The organism is Solimonas marina (assembly GCF_012241385.1).
GTDB lineage: Bacteria > Pseudomonadota > Gammaproteobacteria > Nevskiales > Nevskiaceae > Solimonas > Solimonas marina.
In genome coordinates, this window is sequence record NZ_JAAVXB010000004.1 from 121855 (window position 1) to 137801 (window position 15947).

General features: G+C 66.5%; 13 protein-coding genes. 2 read left to right on the forward strand and 11 right to left on the reverse strand.

Annotated elements, in window-relative coordinates:
* Positions 1–60: 60 nt before the first annotated feature.
* Entirely contained in the window at positions 61–549 is a 489-nt protein-coding gene (locus tag G7Y82_RS08915) for a hypothetical protein (protein ID WP_168147700.1), read from the forward strand.
* On the opposite strand, the gene G7Y82_RS08920 is transcribed toward G7Y82_RS08915, so the two are convergent.
* The gene (locus tag G7Y82_RS08920) at positions 513–1667 is read right to left on the reverse strand and encodes an MFS transporter (protein WP_168147701.1); all 1155 of its coding nucleotides are present in this window, start codon (positions 1665–1667) and stop codon (positions 513–515) included. The genes G7Y82_RS08915 and G7Y82_RS08920 overlap by 37 nt on opposite strands.
* A 162-nt stretch (positions 1668–1829) precedes the next feature.
* On the opposite strand from G7Y82_RS08920, the gene G7Y82_RS08925 reads away from it, so the two are divergent.
* A complete protein-coding gene (locus G7Y82_RS08925; protein WP_168147702.1) occupies positions 1830–2834 on the forward strand; it encodes a 2-hydroxyacid dehydrogenase in 1005 nt (334 codons plus the stop codon).
* 22 nt (positions 2835–2856) lie between these two features.
* Here the strand turns inward: G7Y82_RS08925 and G7Y82_RS08930 are convergent, their stop codons facing one another.
* From G7Y82_RS08930 to G7Y82_RS08975, 10 genes are all read right to left on the reverse strand, one after another.
* Positions 2857–5232: a TonB-dependent receptor gene (locus G7Y82_RS08930; protein WP_168147703.1), complete on the reverse strand. Its 2376-nt coding sequence runs from the start codon at positions 5230–5232 to the stop codon at positions 2857–2859.
* Between the two features lie 251 nt (positions 5233–5483).
* Positions 5484–6632, reverse strand: a complete 1149-nt coding sequence (locus G7Y82_RS08935) for an acyl-CoA dehydrogenase family protein (protein WP_168147704.1) — start codon at positions 6630–6632, stop codon at positions 5484–5486.
* Positions 6633–6730: 98 nt separating this feature from the next.
* Complete coding sequence (locus tag G7Y82_RS08940) at positions 6731–7555, reverse strand: diguanylate cyclase (RefSeq protein WP_168147705.1); 825 nt, start codon at positions 7553–7555, stop codon at positions 6731–6733.
* Positions 7552–7938 carry a biofilm regulation phosphoprotein SiaC gene (siaC, locus tag G7Y82_RS08945; RefSeq protein WP_168147957.1) on the reverse strand — a complete coding sequence of 129 codons (387 nt, stop codon included), beginning with the start codon at positions 7936–7938 and terminating at the stop codon, positions 7552–7554. Before siaC ends, G7Y82_RS08940 begins: the two co-directional genes overlap by 4 nt.
* 19 nt (positions 7939–7957) lie before the next feature.
* Complete coding sequence (gene siaB, locus G7Y82_RS08950; protein WP_168147706.1) at positions 7958–8497, reverse strand: biofilm regulation protein kinase SiaB; 540 nt, start codon at positions 8495–8497, stop codon at positions 7958–7960.
* The gene (gene siaA, locus G7Y82_RS08955) at positions 8487–10514 is read right to left on the reverse strand and encodes a biofilm regulation protein phosphatase SiaA (protein ID WP_168147707.1); all 2028 of its coding nucleotides are present in this window, start codon (positions 10512–10514) and stop codon (positions 8487–8489) included. The genes siaB and siaA overlap by 11 nt, the downstream gene beginning before the upstream one ends.
* Positions 10515–11083: 569 nt before the next feature.
* Positions 11084–12217, reverse strand: coding sequence for an acyl-CoA dehydrogenase family protein (locus G7Y82_RS08960; protein ID WP_168147708.1), 1134 nt, complete (start codon positions 12215–12217; stop codon positions 11084–11086).
* A gap of 68 nt (positions 12218–12285) precedes the next feature.
* Complete coding sequence (locus tag G7Y82_RS08965) at positions 12286–13920, reverse strand: Na+/H+ antiporter (RefSeq protein ID WP_168147709.1); 1635 nt, start codon at positions 13918–13920, stop codon at positions 12286–12288.
* Positions 13921–13970: 50 nt separating this feature from the next.
* Positions 13971–14864 (reverse strand): carbon-nitrogen hydrolase, encoded by an 894-nt coding sequence (locus tag G7Y82_RS08970; protein ID WP_168147710.1) that lies wholly within the window; start codon positions 14862–14864, stop codon positions 13971–13973.
* Positions 14861–15883, reverse strand: coding sequence for an agmatine deiminase family protein (locus tag G7Y82_RS08975; protein ID WP_168147711.1), 1023 nt, complete (start codon positions 15881–15883; stop codon positions 14861–14863). The genes G7Y82_RS08970 and G7Y82_RS08975 overlap by 4 nt, the downstream gene beginning before the upstream one ends.
* Between the last annotated feature and the right edge of the window lie 64 nt (positions 15884–15947).

The window sequence follows — 15947 nt, forward strand, 5'->3', positions numbered from 1 at the left end:
CGTCCTCGCGCAACCCGTCTTCGCTCGCAACGCGCCTCGCACAAATTTCGACGACTCACGATGAGCGCACGTACCAAGAATCTGTTCGAATCGGCGGTCAGTCGCGCGCGGGTGATCCGCCAGGGCGACATCGTTCAGGTCGTGATCGACGGGGGCGGTGCGTTCGTGACCTTCACCCAGGAATTCCGCATGGCGCAAAAATGGGCGTCATCGCGCATCGCGACCGGCAACATGGTCACCGACCGCGGCCGTTTCTTCGAGCAAATCGGCACGCTGGTGTCGCGGCCGGGCAGCATGGTCAGCACCCGCGGCTCCGGCAAATACGTCGAGAATCTGGTGCGGGCGATGAACCAGGGCGGCTATGAACTCAGCGAGTGGATGCTGACGCCAGAGCTCAAGGCGATTGCCCGCGCGCATCTGCAGGGCCCGGAGCCTAAGGTTCGAGACGCTGCAGAAGAAGCGCCATCTGAGGCGCCGGAAGCCGACGACGACGTGTCGCCCGACGTTGAAGCTCAGCCGCGCGACGGAGCCGGACGCCGCAGCCCGTAGCGGCCGACCAGCATCGACATCATGCCGGCCGTGCAAATCAGCGCGACGACGCCGGCCCAGCCGAAATGCGTCCACAGCGGCGCCGGCAGCACACCGCCGACGCTGCCGCCGAGGTAGTAGCTCGTCACGTACAGGCCGACCGCCGCGCCGCGCGCCGCTGGCATTGCCTCGCCGACGAAAGTCGTCGCCGCCGTCTGTGCGAAGAAGATGCCGGCCGAGAACAGCGCCAGACCGACGATGGTCAGCGCCAGCGACGGCAACAGCGTGATCAGCAGGCCGGTGATGGCGGCGATCCAGGCGCCGGTCAGTACCGCCCCGTGGCCGTAGCGATTGAGCAAACGCCCCGAGACCGGGGTCGTCAGCGCGCCGACCAGATAGACGACGAAGATCGCTGACAGCGCGCCGGGGCCGAGCAGGAACGGCGCGTCGGCGAGTCGCAGCGAGACATAAGTGAAGCCGGCGACCAGTGCGAACAACATCATGAAGCCGGTGGCGTACATGGCACGTAGCCCAGGATGCGACAGCGGTGCGGTGAACGGGACACGCGCGGCGCCGTTCGCCCGCGGCTGCACGCGATCCGGCGCCAGCCACGCGCGGATCAGTACCGCCAGCAACAGCTGCAGCACGGCCAGGCCGAAGAATGCCAGTCGCCAGCCGGAGAATTCGGCGATCAGCCCGGACACCAGGCGGCCGCAGAAACCGCCGAAAATGGTGCCGGCCACGTAGAGCGCGGTGACCGGGCGTGCCTCGGCAGGCGGCCACTGGTCGGCGGTATAGGCGACGGTGACGGCGAAGATGCCGGGTAGGGCCAGGCCTTCGAGCAGGCGCGCGGCGATCAACAGTGCCGGGGTCGGTGCCAGCGCCGACAGCAGGCTCGGCAGTGCGGCGAGAAAAGCCGCGAGCGTGATGACGTTGCGCCGACCGAGGCGGTCACCGAGGCGGCCCATGAACGGCGCGGCAAGCGCGACGCCGGCAGTGCCGGCCGAGACAATGGCCCCGGCCATCGCCGCGTTGTGGCCAACGAACAGACGCAGCAGCGGCAGCAGTGACTGCGGGGCATACAGCGGCACGAAGGCGGCGGCACCGCAAAGAAAGACGGCGAGACGGCGACGGTCCATCGGGTTCGGGGGAACGGATGCGGCGCGCACGGTACGCCGACGCCCGCGCCGTGTCCAATACCGACGCGGACGACGAGGACGTCGCGATGCCGGCGCTGTTCGTGGGCACTGGTGCGATCATTGCGGGACGCCTTGGACCCGACGAGCCGCGATGGAGGTCGCATGCGAGTTCTGTTCTTCAGTGCCAGGCCCTATGACCGCCGCTCGTTCGCTGCGGCGAACGGCCGCCACGAACTGGTTTTCACCGAAACGCGCTTGAGCGCGCAGACGGCGGGGCTGGCGGCCAGCTATCCGGCGATCTGCACTTTCGTCAACGATCGCCTCGATGCCGAGACGCTGGCGGCGCTGGCGGCCGGGGGCTTGCGCTATGTTGCACTGCGCTGTGCCGGCTTCAATCAGGTCGATTTGCGCGCCGCCGAGCGCCTGGGCATCGAGGTGGCGCGCGTGCCGGCGTATTCGCCTTATGCCGTCGCCGAATACGCGGTCGGCCTGCTGCTGACCTTGAACCGCAAGTTTCACCGCGCCTACAACCGTGTCCGCGAGAACAACTTTCTGCTCGACGGACTCGAAGGTTTCGACCTGCACGGCAAGACCGTCGGCGTGGTCGGCGCCGGGCGCATCGGTGCGGTGTTCGCGAACATCATGCTCGGTTTCGGTTGCCGTGTGCTGGTCCACGACCCGCACAGCGACGATGCGGCGCTGCGCGCCGCCGGCGCGCAGTTCGTCGGCCTCGATACCTTGCTCGCGCAGGCGCAGATCGTGTCGCTGCATTGTCCGCTGACGCCGGAGACGCATCATTTGATCGATGCGGCGGCACTGGCGCGCATGCAACACGGCGCGATGCTGATCAATACCAGCCGCGGTGGCCTGCTCGATACCGCGGCAGTGGTCGGTGCGCTGAAGTCCGGCCGGCTCGGCGCGCTGGGCCTCGACGTCTACGAACAGGAGGGCGATCTGTTTTTCGAGGATTTGTCCTCGACGATCGTCGAGGACGATGTCTTCCAGCGCCTGCTGACGTTTCCGAATGTTGTCGTCACCGGCCACCAGGCCTTCTTCACGCAGGAAGCACTGGCGGCAATCGCCAGGACCACGCTGGTCAATCTCGACGACTTCGCGGCCGGACGTCCCTGTCCGAACCGCCTCACGGCGGCTGCGTTGCTACGCTAGCTCGCGGTCGCGGGTGTCGCGCTCAGAAGTGCGCGCTGACACTGACGCCATAGGTGATCGGCGATGCCCAGATCGCCTGGATGCTGGTGGTATTGGCGTTGATGTACGACAGATAGTGCTCGTTGCCGATGTTGTCGCCATACAGCGCGACGCTGTAGCGGCCGCTCGGGTCGTCCCATTGCGCGCGCAGCGACAGCACTGAATAGGCGCCCTGGCGGAACTGCTCGCTCGGGTCGAAGTAGAAATCCGAGCTGTAGTACAGATTGCCGGACAGCGTGAACGCGCCGCTGGCGGCGGTCGGGATCAGGTAGTTGGCACCGAGGTTGGCGGTGAACGCGGGCGAGCGCTGCAGCCGGTCACCGCTGGCGTCGGAACGGACCTGCACGATCGAGCCTTGGCCGGACGTGCAGTAGGTCGGCGCGGTCGGATCACTGACCGCCGGATCGCAGTAGCCGTAGAACGGTGCGCCCTTGAACGAGCGATAACGCGCGTGCGTCCAGGTTGCGCCGGCGTTGACGTCGAGCTGATGCGTGACGCTGTAGCGGAGCTGCGCCTCGGCGCCGTAGACCCGCGCGGTGGCGGCATTGGTGATCTGCGCGGTGCCGGCCTGGAAGCTGGAGACCTGCAGATCCTTGTAGTCGTAGAGAAAGCTTGCGAGGTCGACGGCCAGGCCACGCTGCTCGTACTTGTAGCCGATCTCGTAGGCGTTGTTCTTCTCCGGCTTGATCGGTTGCAGCGAGTAGCCGCCGACGTTGAGGATGCCGGCCTTGTACCCCTGCGTGTAAGACGCATAGACGCTCGAGCGTTCGCCGGGCTTGTAACGCAGGACCACGCGCGGCGTGAACTGGTTGTTGCTGAGGTCCGGCACGTCGATCCGCGTCTGCGGGTTGCCGCTGAAATCGATGTGTTCGCCATTGCGTCCGGTGTAACCGGTATACGGGGTGAACTGGTTGCTGTTGAAGTAGGCGTCCTTCACGGTGTCGTGACTGAAGCGGCCGCCGAGCGTCAGGAACAGCCGTTCGGGGACCAGCGCATAGGTCGCGTCGGCGAACGTGGCGATCGAGCCGGTCGTGGTGCTGGAGCCGCCGAACGGTTGCAGATTGCTGGTGTCGGGATCGGTGCCGAAGGTAGGGGTCAGCCCGGACGCCTTCAGGTCCGACCAGTCGTCCTTGTAATAGAAGTAGTTGGCGCCGACGGTCCATTGCAGGCGGGCGTCGGTGTCGCGCGAGTTCAGCAGGAATTCCTGCGAGATCGTCGTGTCCTTGACGCCGATGTACAGCGTCAGCACCGGCGCCGCGGTCGAGTCGAGATCGTCGTAGTACGGCGTATAGTCGTGGCGATACTGCGTGTACGACGTCAGCTCGGCGAAGTCGAGATCGGTCTTGTACGTTGCCTCGACGGCGTTGGTGCGCAGGCGAAAGCTCACCGGCTTGTTCAGCGCGATGTCGCCGGGCCGCGTCGTGTACAGGTCGGCAGGCGTCTGCAGATTGACGAGCGCCACGCCTTTGGAGCTGCTGTAGCCGTAGCTGCTCTGCGGATCCTGCACCGTCGAGAAGAAGCGCGCGTCGCCGCTCTTGTCGACGAAGGCGTTGTACATCAGCGTCGACGGATCGTTCATCGCGCTGTGTTCGTAGCGCAGCAGCAGCGAGCCGAATGGACCGAAGTCCGCCTTCGCACCGGTGCGGACCGACCAGTTCCGGTATTGGCCGACCTGATCGTCGTGGTTCAGCACGTCGGTGTAGTAGCCGTCACCGCGCCGGTAGAGGCCTTCGATGTCGACGGCCAGGTGATCGCCGATGCCGGTGGTCGCATAGGCCTGGACCGACGGTGCGTTGTAGCGCGCGTAGCCGGCCTTGATCTGTGCCGAGGTCTGCGTGCTCGGGTCGGTGGTCGACACCAGGATGGCGCCGCCGGTGGTATTGCGGCCGAACAGGGTGCCCTGCGGCCCTTTGAGAACCTGAATGCTCTTGACGTTCAGCAGCTGAAAGTCGGAAGCGTAGGTATTGGCGCGAAAGAATCCGTCGACGTAGATGCCGACGTTCGGTCCGCCGCCGGAGGTCGTGATCGCCGTGCCGACGCCGCGGATGCTGGGCTGCACGGCCGGGCCGGCGGCGTCGAAGCGCAGGCCGGGCGTGACCTTGGCGGTATCCGACAATTGTTCGACGTGCGCGGTCGCGAGCTGGTCGGCGCTCAGGGCGGTGACACTGATCGGCACGTCACGCGACTTTTCCTCGCGACGCTGCGCGGTGACGACCACTTCGGCGATGTCCGAGGTATCGCTGGCGGCGGCCTTGGTGTCGCTCGCCGCGTTCTGTGCCAGCGCCACCGACGGCGGCAGCAGTGCAGCACCGATCACGGCGATGCCCGCCGCCGAGCGCAAGCCAAGCTTCGTTTGCATGATGTCCTCTCCTCACTCGCTGGCGCCATTGACGGCGCCGGGGCGCCGCGCGGAGCACTCGCGAAGGTGGCGGCCGATCCCGGCATCCACCGCGGTTTTTGTTATGCGACCGGGTCTAGGTGCCCGGTCCGGAGAAGTTAAAAGCAAACGCGCATCTATCGACAAGCGTTACGCGCATCGAAATCGGGACGAACGGCTTGCGCGATGGCCGGATCGGTGCAGCGCCCCGCAGATGGTTTGCAGGGCGGACTTCAGCGGCCGACCAGGGCGCGCGCGATCACTTCCTTCATGATCTCGTTGGTGCCGCCGTAGATGCGCTGGATGCGCGCGTCCGTCCAGTAGCGCGCGATCGGATATTCGCTCATATAGCCGTAGCCGCCGAACAGCTGCAGACAGGCGTCGACGACGCGGCCTTCCATCTCGCTGGTCGCCAGCTTGATGATGGCCGCCTCGGTCACGCCGAGCTTGCCGTCAGCGTACAGCGCGCGGCACTTCTCGTAATACGCACGGTGGACTTCGATGTCGGTCTTGATCTTCGCCAGTTCGAAGCGGGTGTTCTGGAAACTCGATACCGGCTGGCCGAAGGCCTTGCGCGCCGTCACGTATTCGACCGTGCGTTCTAGCGCGCCTTCGGCATGGGCGACGGCGGCGACCGCGAGCATCAGCCGTTCGCGCGGCAGTTCGTCCATGAGGTGGCCGAAGCCGTTGCCGGCGCGGCCCAGTGCGGCGTCGGCAGCCAGCGGCACGTTGTCGAAGAACAGCTCCGAGGTGTCGGCGGCGTGCATGCCGATCTTGTCGAGATTGCGGCCGCGCGTGAAACCCGGCCGATCGGTGTCGACCAGAAACAGTGTCATGTCCTTGCCGCCGCTGCGCGGGTCCTTGGCGGCGACGATGACGACGCCGGCATGCTGGCCGTTGGTGATGAAGATCTTCGAGCCGTTCAGGCGAAAGCCGTCGCCGTCGGCGGTCGCCGACGTCCGGATCGCCTGCAGGTCGGAGCCGGCACCCGGCTCGGTCATCGCCAGCGCGCCGAAGCACTCGCCGCTGACCATTTTCGGCAGGTAGTGGCGCTTCTGCGCCTCGGAACCCAGATGCAGGATGTACGGCGCGACGATGTCGGAATGCATCATCACGTTCGAGCACAGCGACATGTAGCCCAATCGCGCGCTTTCCTCGGCGATCGCGAACGAGAATTCGAGTGGCGCGCCGGCGCCGCCGTATTCCTCGGGCACATCGACACAGAGCAGGCCGGCTTCTCCCATTTTCAGGTAAAGCTCACGCGGCACGATGCCGTCCTTCTCCCAGCGCTCGTAGTGCGGTTCGACCTCGTCGGTGAGGAAGCGGCGGATGGTGTCGCGCCAGTCGGACAGTTCAGCGGCGAGGGGTTCGGCAGCGGTCATGGCATCGGCATCGTCGGTGGGCGGTCAGCGGCAAGGCCGCTGTCGCGATCGTCGCCGCCGCGGCGTGCCGGCGCATCACCGGATTGCAGTAGCCGGGTTCAGATTTCGGTGCGTTCGCGATCCGCCAGATCGTCGTCCGCGCTGCGTTCGGCGATCGTGCGATTGCGGCCGGCGCGCTTGGCCGCGTAGAGCGCGAAGTCCGCGCGCTTGATGATGTCGGCGCTGTCCTGATCGACGTCGGGGCGGTAGCCGGCGACGCCGATGCTGATCGTCAGCGTGCGCTGCACACCCTGAATCTCGAACGGCGTCCGCGCCATGGTCAGGCGGATGCGCTCGGCGACCTCGATGGCGCGCGACAGCTCCAGGTCCGGCCACAGCATCAGGAATTCCTCGCCGCCCCAGCGCGCGCAGACGTCATGGCTGCGCAGCTGGCTGCGCAGCAGCGCGGCGATGCGGGTCAGCACCTGATCGCCGATATCGTGGCCGTAGGCGTCGTTGATCTGCTTGAAGTGATCGACGTCGAGCAAGGCCAGCGAGAAATCGGTGTCGCGACGCTGGCCAGCGGCCTGCAACTGCTCGAGCATGAGGCGGCGGTTCGGCAGCCCGGTCAGCGGATCATGCGTGGCCGAGGTGCGCAGGTCGCGCGTCAACTCGCGCTGCATCTCCTGATAACGGTCGGAGATGCGCGCGATCTTCTGCAGGCGGCGCTGCTGTTGCTCGCTGCGCGCATTGAGCACGCGGTTTTCCTGCAGCATCGCCGCCTGGTAGCGATCTGAGATCCAGCTCAGACGCTCGATCTGCTCGCGTTGGTCGCAGTACCGGCGGTAGAGTTGTTCAAGCGCGAGGTAGAGCGGATCGTCGCGGCGTTGCTCGCTGTCGAGCAACGCGCGAATCTGCGCCTCGAGCTTTGCCGCGTTCCTCATTCGCCGGCGGCCGTCTCGGCGATGATCTCGAACGTGAAGTTGCAGTCTTCCTTGAACTCCTCGGCGAGTTCGGCGACGCGCACGTTCTGCTGGTCGTAGTACCAGTTCACGCCGACCTTGCGGCCGTTCTGATGAGCCGATTCGAGCAGGTCGAAGAGGTCCATCATGGCCTTGACGCTGCTGGTGTTGAGGTACAGCAGATACAGGTCGACGCTGACGGCGCCGTGTTCGGCGATGCAGCGCTCGGTCCATTCGATGATCGGCGCGAAGAACGCGAACGAGTTTTCCGGATAGGAATCGCCACGCATCACCAGGCGCCCGGCCTGGCTGTCGGCATGGATGGCAGGCGTCGACTGCGTCGCCGCAATTTCGATGTTGGTTATGGTCATCGCGTTCATCTCCTCAGATCACGACGCGCAGGCTGAAGAACTTGCGCGCAGTGTTCGGGGTGTCGCGCAGCGAGCACGACAGCGGCGCGCTGGCCTTGCGTGCGATGTCGATCAGGCCGAGTCCGGCCCCGGCGCCTGGCGTCGCCGGCCGGCGCAGCTGTTCTTTGTAAGCGGTCTTGAGCTGTGTTTTATCCATGCCCTGCAGGGCCTCGATGCGTGTCATCAGCCGGGCGGCGTCCTGTTCCTCGACCACGTTGCCGGCGAGCACTTCATAGCGGCGCTCGGCGTTGCGGCCGATGACGACGATGGCCGAGGCGGTGACGTCGTCGTAGCCCTTGGACTGAGCGTAGCTGCGGATGTTCTGGGTGATCTCGATATAGCAGCCGAAAACGTCGGCGAGTGCCGATGAGGTCGCGGCGTCGCTGGACAGATAGGTGCGCAGTGCACTCCCGATCTCTTCGATCAGGCCCTGCGAAAACGGGCCGTTGAAGCACAGCAGGATGCGCTTGTCGTCGAAGCTTTCGCGGATCAGGCGCAAGTCGTCATGATTCATGGTGATGTTCCGGGTCGGGGCGGGGGCCGTCGGCCAAGGGGCGAAAGCCGATCACGGTCACGTCGTCGCGCTGTGGTCGGTCACCCTGCCAGCTTTCGATTGCATCGATGAGTGCGGCGCTCTGGGTCGCCATCGGCTCCGTAGCGTGCGCGAGCAGGGTCGTCTGCAGGGCCTGTTCGCCGAAGCTGTAGCCCTTGTCGCCGCCCGCCTGATCGAGCACACCGTCGCTGCATATCCAGCAGACATGATACGGGGAAATGCCCATCTCCCGGTTCGTAAAATCGACTCGGCGGCGGTCACCGACCGCTCGGCGGTCACCGTGCAGTTCGCCGGCCTGTTGCCCATCGCTCCAATAGAGCGAGGTTTTGGCGCCGGCATAGCGCAGCAGTCCGGCACCGCGGTCGACGTAGGCGAGGCCTGCATCCATGCGCGTTGCAATATGCCGGGCATGGTCGGTGCCGAGCATGCCGCGCACGCGCTCGTCGAGCTGCTGCAGCAGCGCTGCCGGATCGCGCAGGCCCAGCGCATCGATTGCGGTGCTCAGCGCGGTATGCGCGATCATCGTCATCAGCGCGCCGGGCACGCCGTGACCGGCGCAGTCGATGACGCCGATCAGGTAGCCACGGTCGTCGGACTGGAAAACGTAGAAGTCGCCGCCGACGATGTCGCGCGGCCGCCACAGCACGAATTGCTGCTCGCCGAGCGCAGAACGCAGGGCCTGCGTCGGCAGGATCGCGCTCTGGATCAGCTGCGCGTAGTCGAGGCTGTCCCCCAGCTTGCGCGAGGCGATCGTCATCTGCTCGTTGAGCGCCTGCAGCTCATGCGTGCGTTCGGCGACACGCGTTTCGAGCATCTCGGTGTGTTCGCGGATGCGCCCGGCCATGGTCGCGAAGGCATCGGTCAGTTCGCCGATTTCGTCGCCACGCCGGTGCTGCAGATCGATGGCGTAGTCGCCACGACCGAGGCGTCGCGCAGCGCCGGTCAGTTGCACGAGCGGCGTCAGCACGATGCGGTTGACGGCGACCAGGATCGCCATCGTCAGCAGTGCCAGCAGCAGCAGCCCGGCGATCACCGCCGGTAGCCATTGTTTCGCCGTCACCGTCCGAGCCGCGGCTGGGTCGACGGCGGTGGCAAGCACCCATTTGAGGTCCGGGGCATAGGCCAACGACAGAATCTGCCGGCGCCCGTCGAGCCGTACGTCGAGTGACTGGATCGAGTCCGGGGTGGTGATCGCCGCCTGGATCGCCGTGCGGACCGCGGCGCGGTCGCTGTCGCGATCGAGCAGTTCGTAGATGGTGCGCCGCAGCATGTGGACCGTCTTGCCGTCGGTTTCGGCGATCAGCTTGCGGTCCGGGTGTGCTTCGATGCGGCCGTCGGTGCCGAGCAGCATCGGCGTCACGCCGGCACTGGCACGCTCGGTCAGGTGCGCGATGAAGGTGGTCAGATCGAGGCCGGTGCCGGCCGCGCCGAGCACGCGATCCCCATCGCGGATCACCAGGTTGATCCAGACCTTGAACAGGCCCAGGCCGGGGTCGAAGTCGGGATTCAGCTCGAAGTCGCGCGGCGAGGCGATCAGCTGAAAGTACCAGTCATGATCCGGATCGCCACGTGTCAGCAGGTAGCGCGGCTCGTCGCTGAACGGCGACTTGTCGTCGTTGAACCAGTAGCGGTGCGACAGGTTCGAGGCGATGAAATACGAGTGGTCCGAGAACGCGCGGCGGTAGCGCTTGGCTTCGGCAAAGAACATCTGCCGCTTGGCCGGATCGGACTCGTCGAGCAGCCAGGCGCGTGTGATCTCGGAATTGGCGAAGCGTTGCGCCAGCGCCAGCTCGCGCTCGACCGGCGCGACGATGCGTAGCTTGTTGTACTCGGTGGCGCTGCGCGACAGCGCCAGGCTCTGGTTGCGCTCCATGGCCTGCAGCATCACCGTGCCGCCGAGCAGCGCCAGCGCCAGCACGATCAGCACGCAGAACAGCAGGGCCAGCGCCGAACGACCGCGCAGACCCAGGCGCGACATGATGCCCGGCCGGCTCGGGGCGGCAGACTTCGGCCTCGCCGGGGCGGCGAGGGATGTGGGGGACTTTTTCGACATCGATTCGCCTTTCGCGTCGCCCGAAAGCACGCGTGAATGACTGGCGTAGGCAATTGGTAACTGTAACGTGCACTGGCGCACAGATGTGTAGATAAACCTTCCTATTCGTCCCCAATCGCGGGTATCGGTGTGGCATGTGCGCCGTTTGCAGCGTCGCGAGCAGGGCGTCGAACGATGCGCTGGCGGTCATGAGTGCGCCCAGCGTTTCGATGTCGAATTGAAGCGGTTCGGCGTAGACGACGAGCACGCTAGCCGGGCTCGCAACGACCGCGTGACGGCGCAGCGATGGGATCAGGATGCAGCGTGTCGCAAGGCGCGCGCCGTCGATGTCGACGATCAAGCCACCGTCGGCGGTCAGCATGCACTGGTGCGCGTAGTGCGCGTGGGCGCCGGTGATGCCGGCGCTGCCGCGCAGCAGTGCGAAATCGCGGGCCAGGTGCAGCGTGCCGGTCCAGGCTTCGGACGACACGGCACCGGCCCGCGAGCGCCGTCGATCAGCGCCCGACCAGCGAGCGTGCGATCACTTCCTTCATGATTTCCGAGGTGCCGCCATAGATGCGCTGGATGCGCGCGTCGACGAAGTAGCGCGAGATCGGGTATTCGGTCATGTAGCCGTAGCCGCCGAACAGTTGCAGGCAGGCGTCGGTGACGCGGCCTTCCATCTCGGTGGTGGCGAGCTTGATCATCGCCGCGGTCGGCACGTCCATGGTGCCCTCGGCGTACATCGCCGTGCACTTCTCCATGTAGGCGCGGTGGACCTCAATGTCGGTCTTGATCCTGGCCAGCTCGAAGCGCGTGTTCTGGAAGCTGGCGATCGGTGCGCCGAAGGCCTTGCGCGTCGTCACGTATTCGATGGTCTTTTCGAGCGCGCCCTGGGCATGTGCGACGGCGGAGACGGCGAGCACCAAGCGTTCGCGCGGCAGCTCGTCGATCAGGTGACCGAAGCCGCCGCCGAGACGGCCCAGCACCTCGTCCTTGCTGAGGCGCAGATTGTCGAAGAACAGCTCGGAAGTGTCGGCCGAATGCAGGCCGATCTTGTCGAGATTGCGACCGCGCTTGAAGCCGGGCAGCGAGGTATCGACGGTGAACAGCGTCGTGCCCTTGGCGCCGACCTTCGGATCGGTCTTGGTCGCCAGCACCACGACGCCGGCGTGCTGGCCGTTGGTGATGAAGGTCTTGGAGCCGTTGATGACGTAGTCGTCGCCGTCCGCCAGCGCGCTGGTCTTCATGCCCTGCAGGTCGGAGCCGGCGCCCGGTTCAGTCATGCCGATCGCGCCGATGCATTCGCCGGACGCCATCTTCGGCAGATACTTCTGCTTCTGTGCCTCGGTGCCCAGATGCAGGATGTAGGGCGCGGCGATGTCCGAATGCACGGTCAGGTTCGATGCCAGCGCCAGGAAGCCCATGCGCGCCGCTTCCTCGACGATCAGACAGGAGAATTCGAACGGCGCACCGATGCCGCCATACTCCTCGGGCTGATCGACACAGAGCAGGCCGGCCTCGCCCATCTGCAGATACAGCTCCTTGGGGAACATGCCGTCCTTTTCCCACTGTTCGTAGTGAGGCTCGACGTTGTCGGCGAAGAAGCGCACGACGTTGTCGCGGAACAGCTCCAATTCGTTGCTCATGTCCCTCTCCTGATTTTGAGTCTGCGCATCATACGGGAGCATCAGACGCCATCCATTGGCCGCAATACTCAGCGGTAGCGCGATTCGCTGAGGTCGATGTCGCGGACCAGCTTGCGCGCGGTCTCGTCGGAGACGTGGCGGCGCCGCGCCAGCTCGAAGATCGCGTCGCGTTCGGCCTGCAGTGCGGCCAGGCGCAGCTCGCGCTCGGCGTCGTCGGCGCGGCGCAGCGCCTCGGCGGCGATACCGGTCGGCGCCTGGTCGCTGAGCTGGCGTTGATACAGGGCGATGACGCGGCTGGCGGCGTCGTTGTAGCGCTCGACGTCGGCCGGCGTCTGCGCATGTGCGTTCTGCGCGCGGTGGATGGCGTCGAGTGCGGCCCGCGCCGCGACCCGGCGGGCGTGGTCTTCTTCGCGCTGCGGCTCGGTCGGCGGCGGCAGGTGCAGCCCGGTCAGCAGCCGCGGCAGGCCGATGCTGGCGGCGATCAACGACAACAGGATCACCGAGGCGGCGAGGAAGATCACCAGCTCGCGGGCCGGAAACGCATGGCCGTCCGGCAGGGTCAGCGGCAGCGTCAGCACCGCGGCCAGCGTCACCGTGCCGCGCACGCCGGCCAACGAGGTTGCGACGGTCAGGCGCCAGTGCGGCGCCGCCTGCGGACTCGCCGACTGGCGCGTCCACCACCGCCGTACATGCAGGGCGCCCCAGACCCAGAGCAGGCGCAGGGCAAACAGGCCCGCGGTGGTCGCCAGCGCATAAACGGCCAGCCACCACGGGTTGCTGTGACCGCTCTGGGCGACCGACGCGATCGCCTGCTTGAGGATCTGCGGCAGTTGTTCGCCGAGCAGCACGAAGACGACGCCGTTGAGGGTGAATTGCACCGTGTCCCAGACCGCCGCGCGATGCACGCGGGTGGTCGCCAGCGCCGTGCCGCTGAGTTCGACATAGCTCATGGTGATGCCGGCGGCGACCGCGGCCAGAATCGCCGACGCGCCGATGTGCTCGGCGATCAGGTAGGCGCCGAACGGCGTCAGCAGGTTGAGCAGGATCGGTGAGCCGCTTTCCTCGCCGAAGTGACGCGACAGCCACAGCTGCGCGCGGCTGGCGCCGAGCGTGAAGCCGACGCCGACGCCGATACCGCCAATGGCCAGCCAGACGAAGGTCAGCCCGGCTGAACTGAGCGACAGGCCGCCGGTCGTGACGGCGGCCACCGCGAAGCGAAAGCAGACCAGGCCGGAGGCGTCGTTGAGCAGCGATTCGCCTTCGAGAATGTGCATCAGCCGTTTCGGGATCGGCACGCGCGCGGCGATCGACAAGACGGCGACCGGATCGGTCGGCGACACCACGGCGGCGAGGGCAAAGGCCACGGCCAATGGGATCGCAGGAATCAGCCAGTGGATCAGAAAGCCGGCGCCGACGACGGTGAACAGCACCAGGCCCAGCGCCAGCTGCAGGACCACCGACAGGTCGCGGAACAGGCCGTCCTTCGGGATTCGCCAGCCGTCGAGAAACAGCAGCGGCGGCAGGAACAGCAGGAAGAACAGGTCGGGCTGCAGCTCGACGCCGCGATCGAAGCTGCCGGCGATGACCGCGCCGAGGCCGATCTGCACCAGCGGCAGTGGCAGCGAGAACGGCAGGACGCGGACCAGATAGCCGCTCACCAGCACGGCGAGCAGCATGAACAGGGCGATTTCGATCGATCCCATGATGGCTTCGTGGGCCCTTGCGCGAGGCACGTACCCCGTGGCGGCGAGACTCAGTCGCGGAAGCGCTTGGTCAGGTCACCGTAGGCGTCGACCCGACGGTCGCGCAGGAATGGCCACCAGCGTCTGACGTTCTCGCTGCGCTGAAGGTCGACGTCGGCGATCAGCACATCGGCGACTTCGTCGGCCTTGGCGATGAATTCGCCCTGCGGGCCGGCGATGAAGCTGTGCCCCCAGAACTGCGAGCCCGGCCACTGGCCCATCGGGTCCGGCTCGAAGCCGACGCGATTGGCGACGACCACGGGCAGACCGTTGGCGACCGCATGCGCGCGCTGGATCGTCACCCAGGCATCGCGCTGGCGCGCCCGTTCATCTTCGGTGTCTTCCGGATTCCAGCCGATCGCGGTCGGATACAGCAGCAGGTCGGCGCCGGCCAACGCCATCAGGCGTGCGCCTTCGGGGTACCACTGGTCCCAGCAGACCAGCACGCCGAGCTTGCCGACACTGGTCTCGATCGGCGTGAAGCCGAGATCGCCCGGCGTGAAATAGAACTTCTCGTAATAGCCCGGATCGTCCGGGATATGCATCTTGCGGTACTTGCCGGCCAGCGTGCCGTCGCGTTCCAGTACCACGGCGGTGTTGTGGTACAGCCCCGGTGCGCGGCGCTCGAACAGCGAGCCGACGATGACGACGTCGAGTTCCTTGGCCAGCGCGCCGAGAAAGGCGGTTGATGGCCCCGGAATCGCCTCGGCCAGATCGAACAGCTCGGTGGCCTCGTGCTGGCAGAAATACAGCGACGTATGAAGTTCCTGCAGCAGCACCAGCTGCGCGCCGCCGGCGACCGCGGCGCGGATACCGGCCTCGGAGGCCTTGAGATTGTCATCGCGGGTCGACGTGCAGGCCTGCTGGACGACACCGACGCGGAGGATGCGGGGCTTGTGGCTCATGGGGCGCTCGGAATCTGCATGGTCACGCAATGAAGGCTGCCGTACTGTTCGATCAGGGCTCGGCAGTCGATGCCGATCACGTCGCGGTCCGGGAAGCAGGGCTGCAGGCGGCCGAGGGCGATCGGGTCGTTGATCGCATCGCCATAGGTCGGCACCAGCACCGCGCCGTTCAGGATCAGGAAGTTCGGATAGCCGGCCGGCAGGCGCTTGCCGTCCTCGTCGTGGATCGCATGCGGCAGCGGCAGGGCGACGAGCTTGTACGGCTCGCCGTCGGCGGTGCGCAGGGCCTTGAGCTCGACTTCCATCGCCAGCAGGTCTTCGTAGTGCGGATCGTTGGCGTCGTCGCAGGCCTGATAGGCGATGGTCCTGGCGTCGCAGAAGCGGGCGATGGTGTCGATATGGCCGTCGGTGTCGTCGCCGATCAGGTCGCCGTGCGTCAGCCACAGCACGCGATCGAGGCCGAACCACTGCTTGAGTTTGGTTTCGATCTGCGCCTTGTCGAACTGCGGATTGCGTGTCGGCGCCAGCAGGCAGCGCTCGGTGGTCAGCAACGTGCCGAGACCATCCGATTCGATGCCGCCGCCTTCGAGCACGAAGTCCAGCGCCTCGACCGGCGCCGGCCAGACGCCCTGTGCGTCCAGCGCCTGCGTGACCTGATTGTCGAGCGAGGCGTCGAACTTGCCGCCCCAGCCGTTGAACACGAAATCGAGGTGGACGGGCGCGCCGTCGCGAAAGACGGTGATCGGGCCATGGTCGCGCGCCCAGACGTCATTGGCCGGCGCGGCGACCAGGGACAGCCGCTCGGCCTGGGCGCCCGCCGCGAGCAGTTGGGCCCGCAGGCCGTCGATATCGGGGCCGCAAGCGACGATCAGCGGCTCGTAGCGGGTGATGGCCACAGCCAGCGCCGTGAACGTCGCGTCGACCGCGGCGAACGATTTGGCGAAGTCGCCGTCGGGGCGTGGCCAGGTCAGCTGGATGGCGCGCTGCGGCGCCCACTCGGCGGGAAGAACGGCAGTCATCGGTAGCGGCAATCGGCTGGGGGGCGGGAACGCAATGCGGGGTGCCCGGCACCCCGTCTATTTT

Excerpts from the sequence above, each read along its gene's own strand:
- G7Y82_RS08915 (WP_168147700.1), top strand. The coding sequence starts at position 61 with ATGAGCGCACGTACCAAGAATCTGTTCGAATCGGCGGTCAGTCGCGCG.
- G7Y82_RS08920 (WP_168147701.1), bottom strand. The coding sequence starts at position 1,667 with ATGGACCGTCGCCGTCTCGCCGTCTTTCTTTGCGGTGCCGCCGCCTTC.
- G7Y82_RS08925 (WP_168147702.1), top strand. The coding sequence starts at position 1,830 with ATGCGAGTTCTGTTCTTCAGTGCCAGGCCCTATGACCGCCGCTCGTTC.
- G7Y82_RS08930 (WP_168147703.1), bottom strand. The coding sequence starts at position 5,232 with ATGCAAACGAAGCTTGGCTTGCGCTCGGCGGCGGGCATCGCCGTGATC.
- G7Y82_RS08935 (WP_168147704.1), bottom strand. The coding sequence starts at position 6,632 with ATGACCGCTGCCGAACCCCTCGCCGCTGAACTGTCCGACTGGCGCGAC.
- G7Y82_RS08940 (WP_168147705.1), bottom strand. The coding sequence starts at position 7,555 with ATGAGGAACGCGGCAAAGCTCGAGGCGCAGATTCGCGCGTTGCTCGAC.
- siaB (WP_168147706.1), bottom strand. The coding sequence starts at position 8,497 with ATGAATCATGACGACTTGCGCCTGATCCGCGAAAGCTTCGACGACAAG.
- siaA (WP_168147707.1), bottom strand. The coding sequence starts at position 10,514 with ATGTCGCGCCTGGGTCTGCGCGGTCGTTCGGCGCTGGCCCTGCTGTTC.
- G7Y82_RS08960 (WP_168147708.1), bottom strand. The coding sequence starts at position 12,217 with ATGAGCAACGAATTGGAGCTGTTCCGCGACAACGTCGTGCGCTTCTTC.
- G7Y82_RS08965 (WP_168147709.1), bottom strand. The coding sequence starts at position 13,920 with ATGGGATCGATCGAAATCGCCCTGTTCATGCTGCTCGCCGTGCTGGTG.
- G7Y82_RS08970 (WP_168147710.1), bottom strand. The coding sequence starts at position 14,864 with ATGAGCCACAAGCCCCGCATCCTCCGCGTCGGTGTCGTCCAGCAGGCC.
- G7Y82_RS08975 (WP_168147711.1), bottom strand. The coding sequence starts at position 15,883 with ATGACTGCCGTTCTTCCCGCCGAGTGGGCGCCGCAGCGCGCCATCCAG.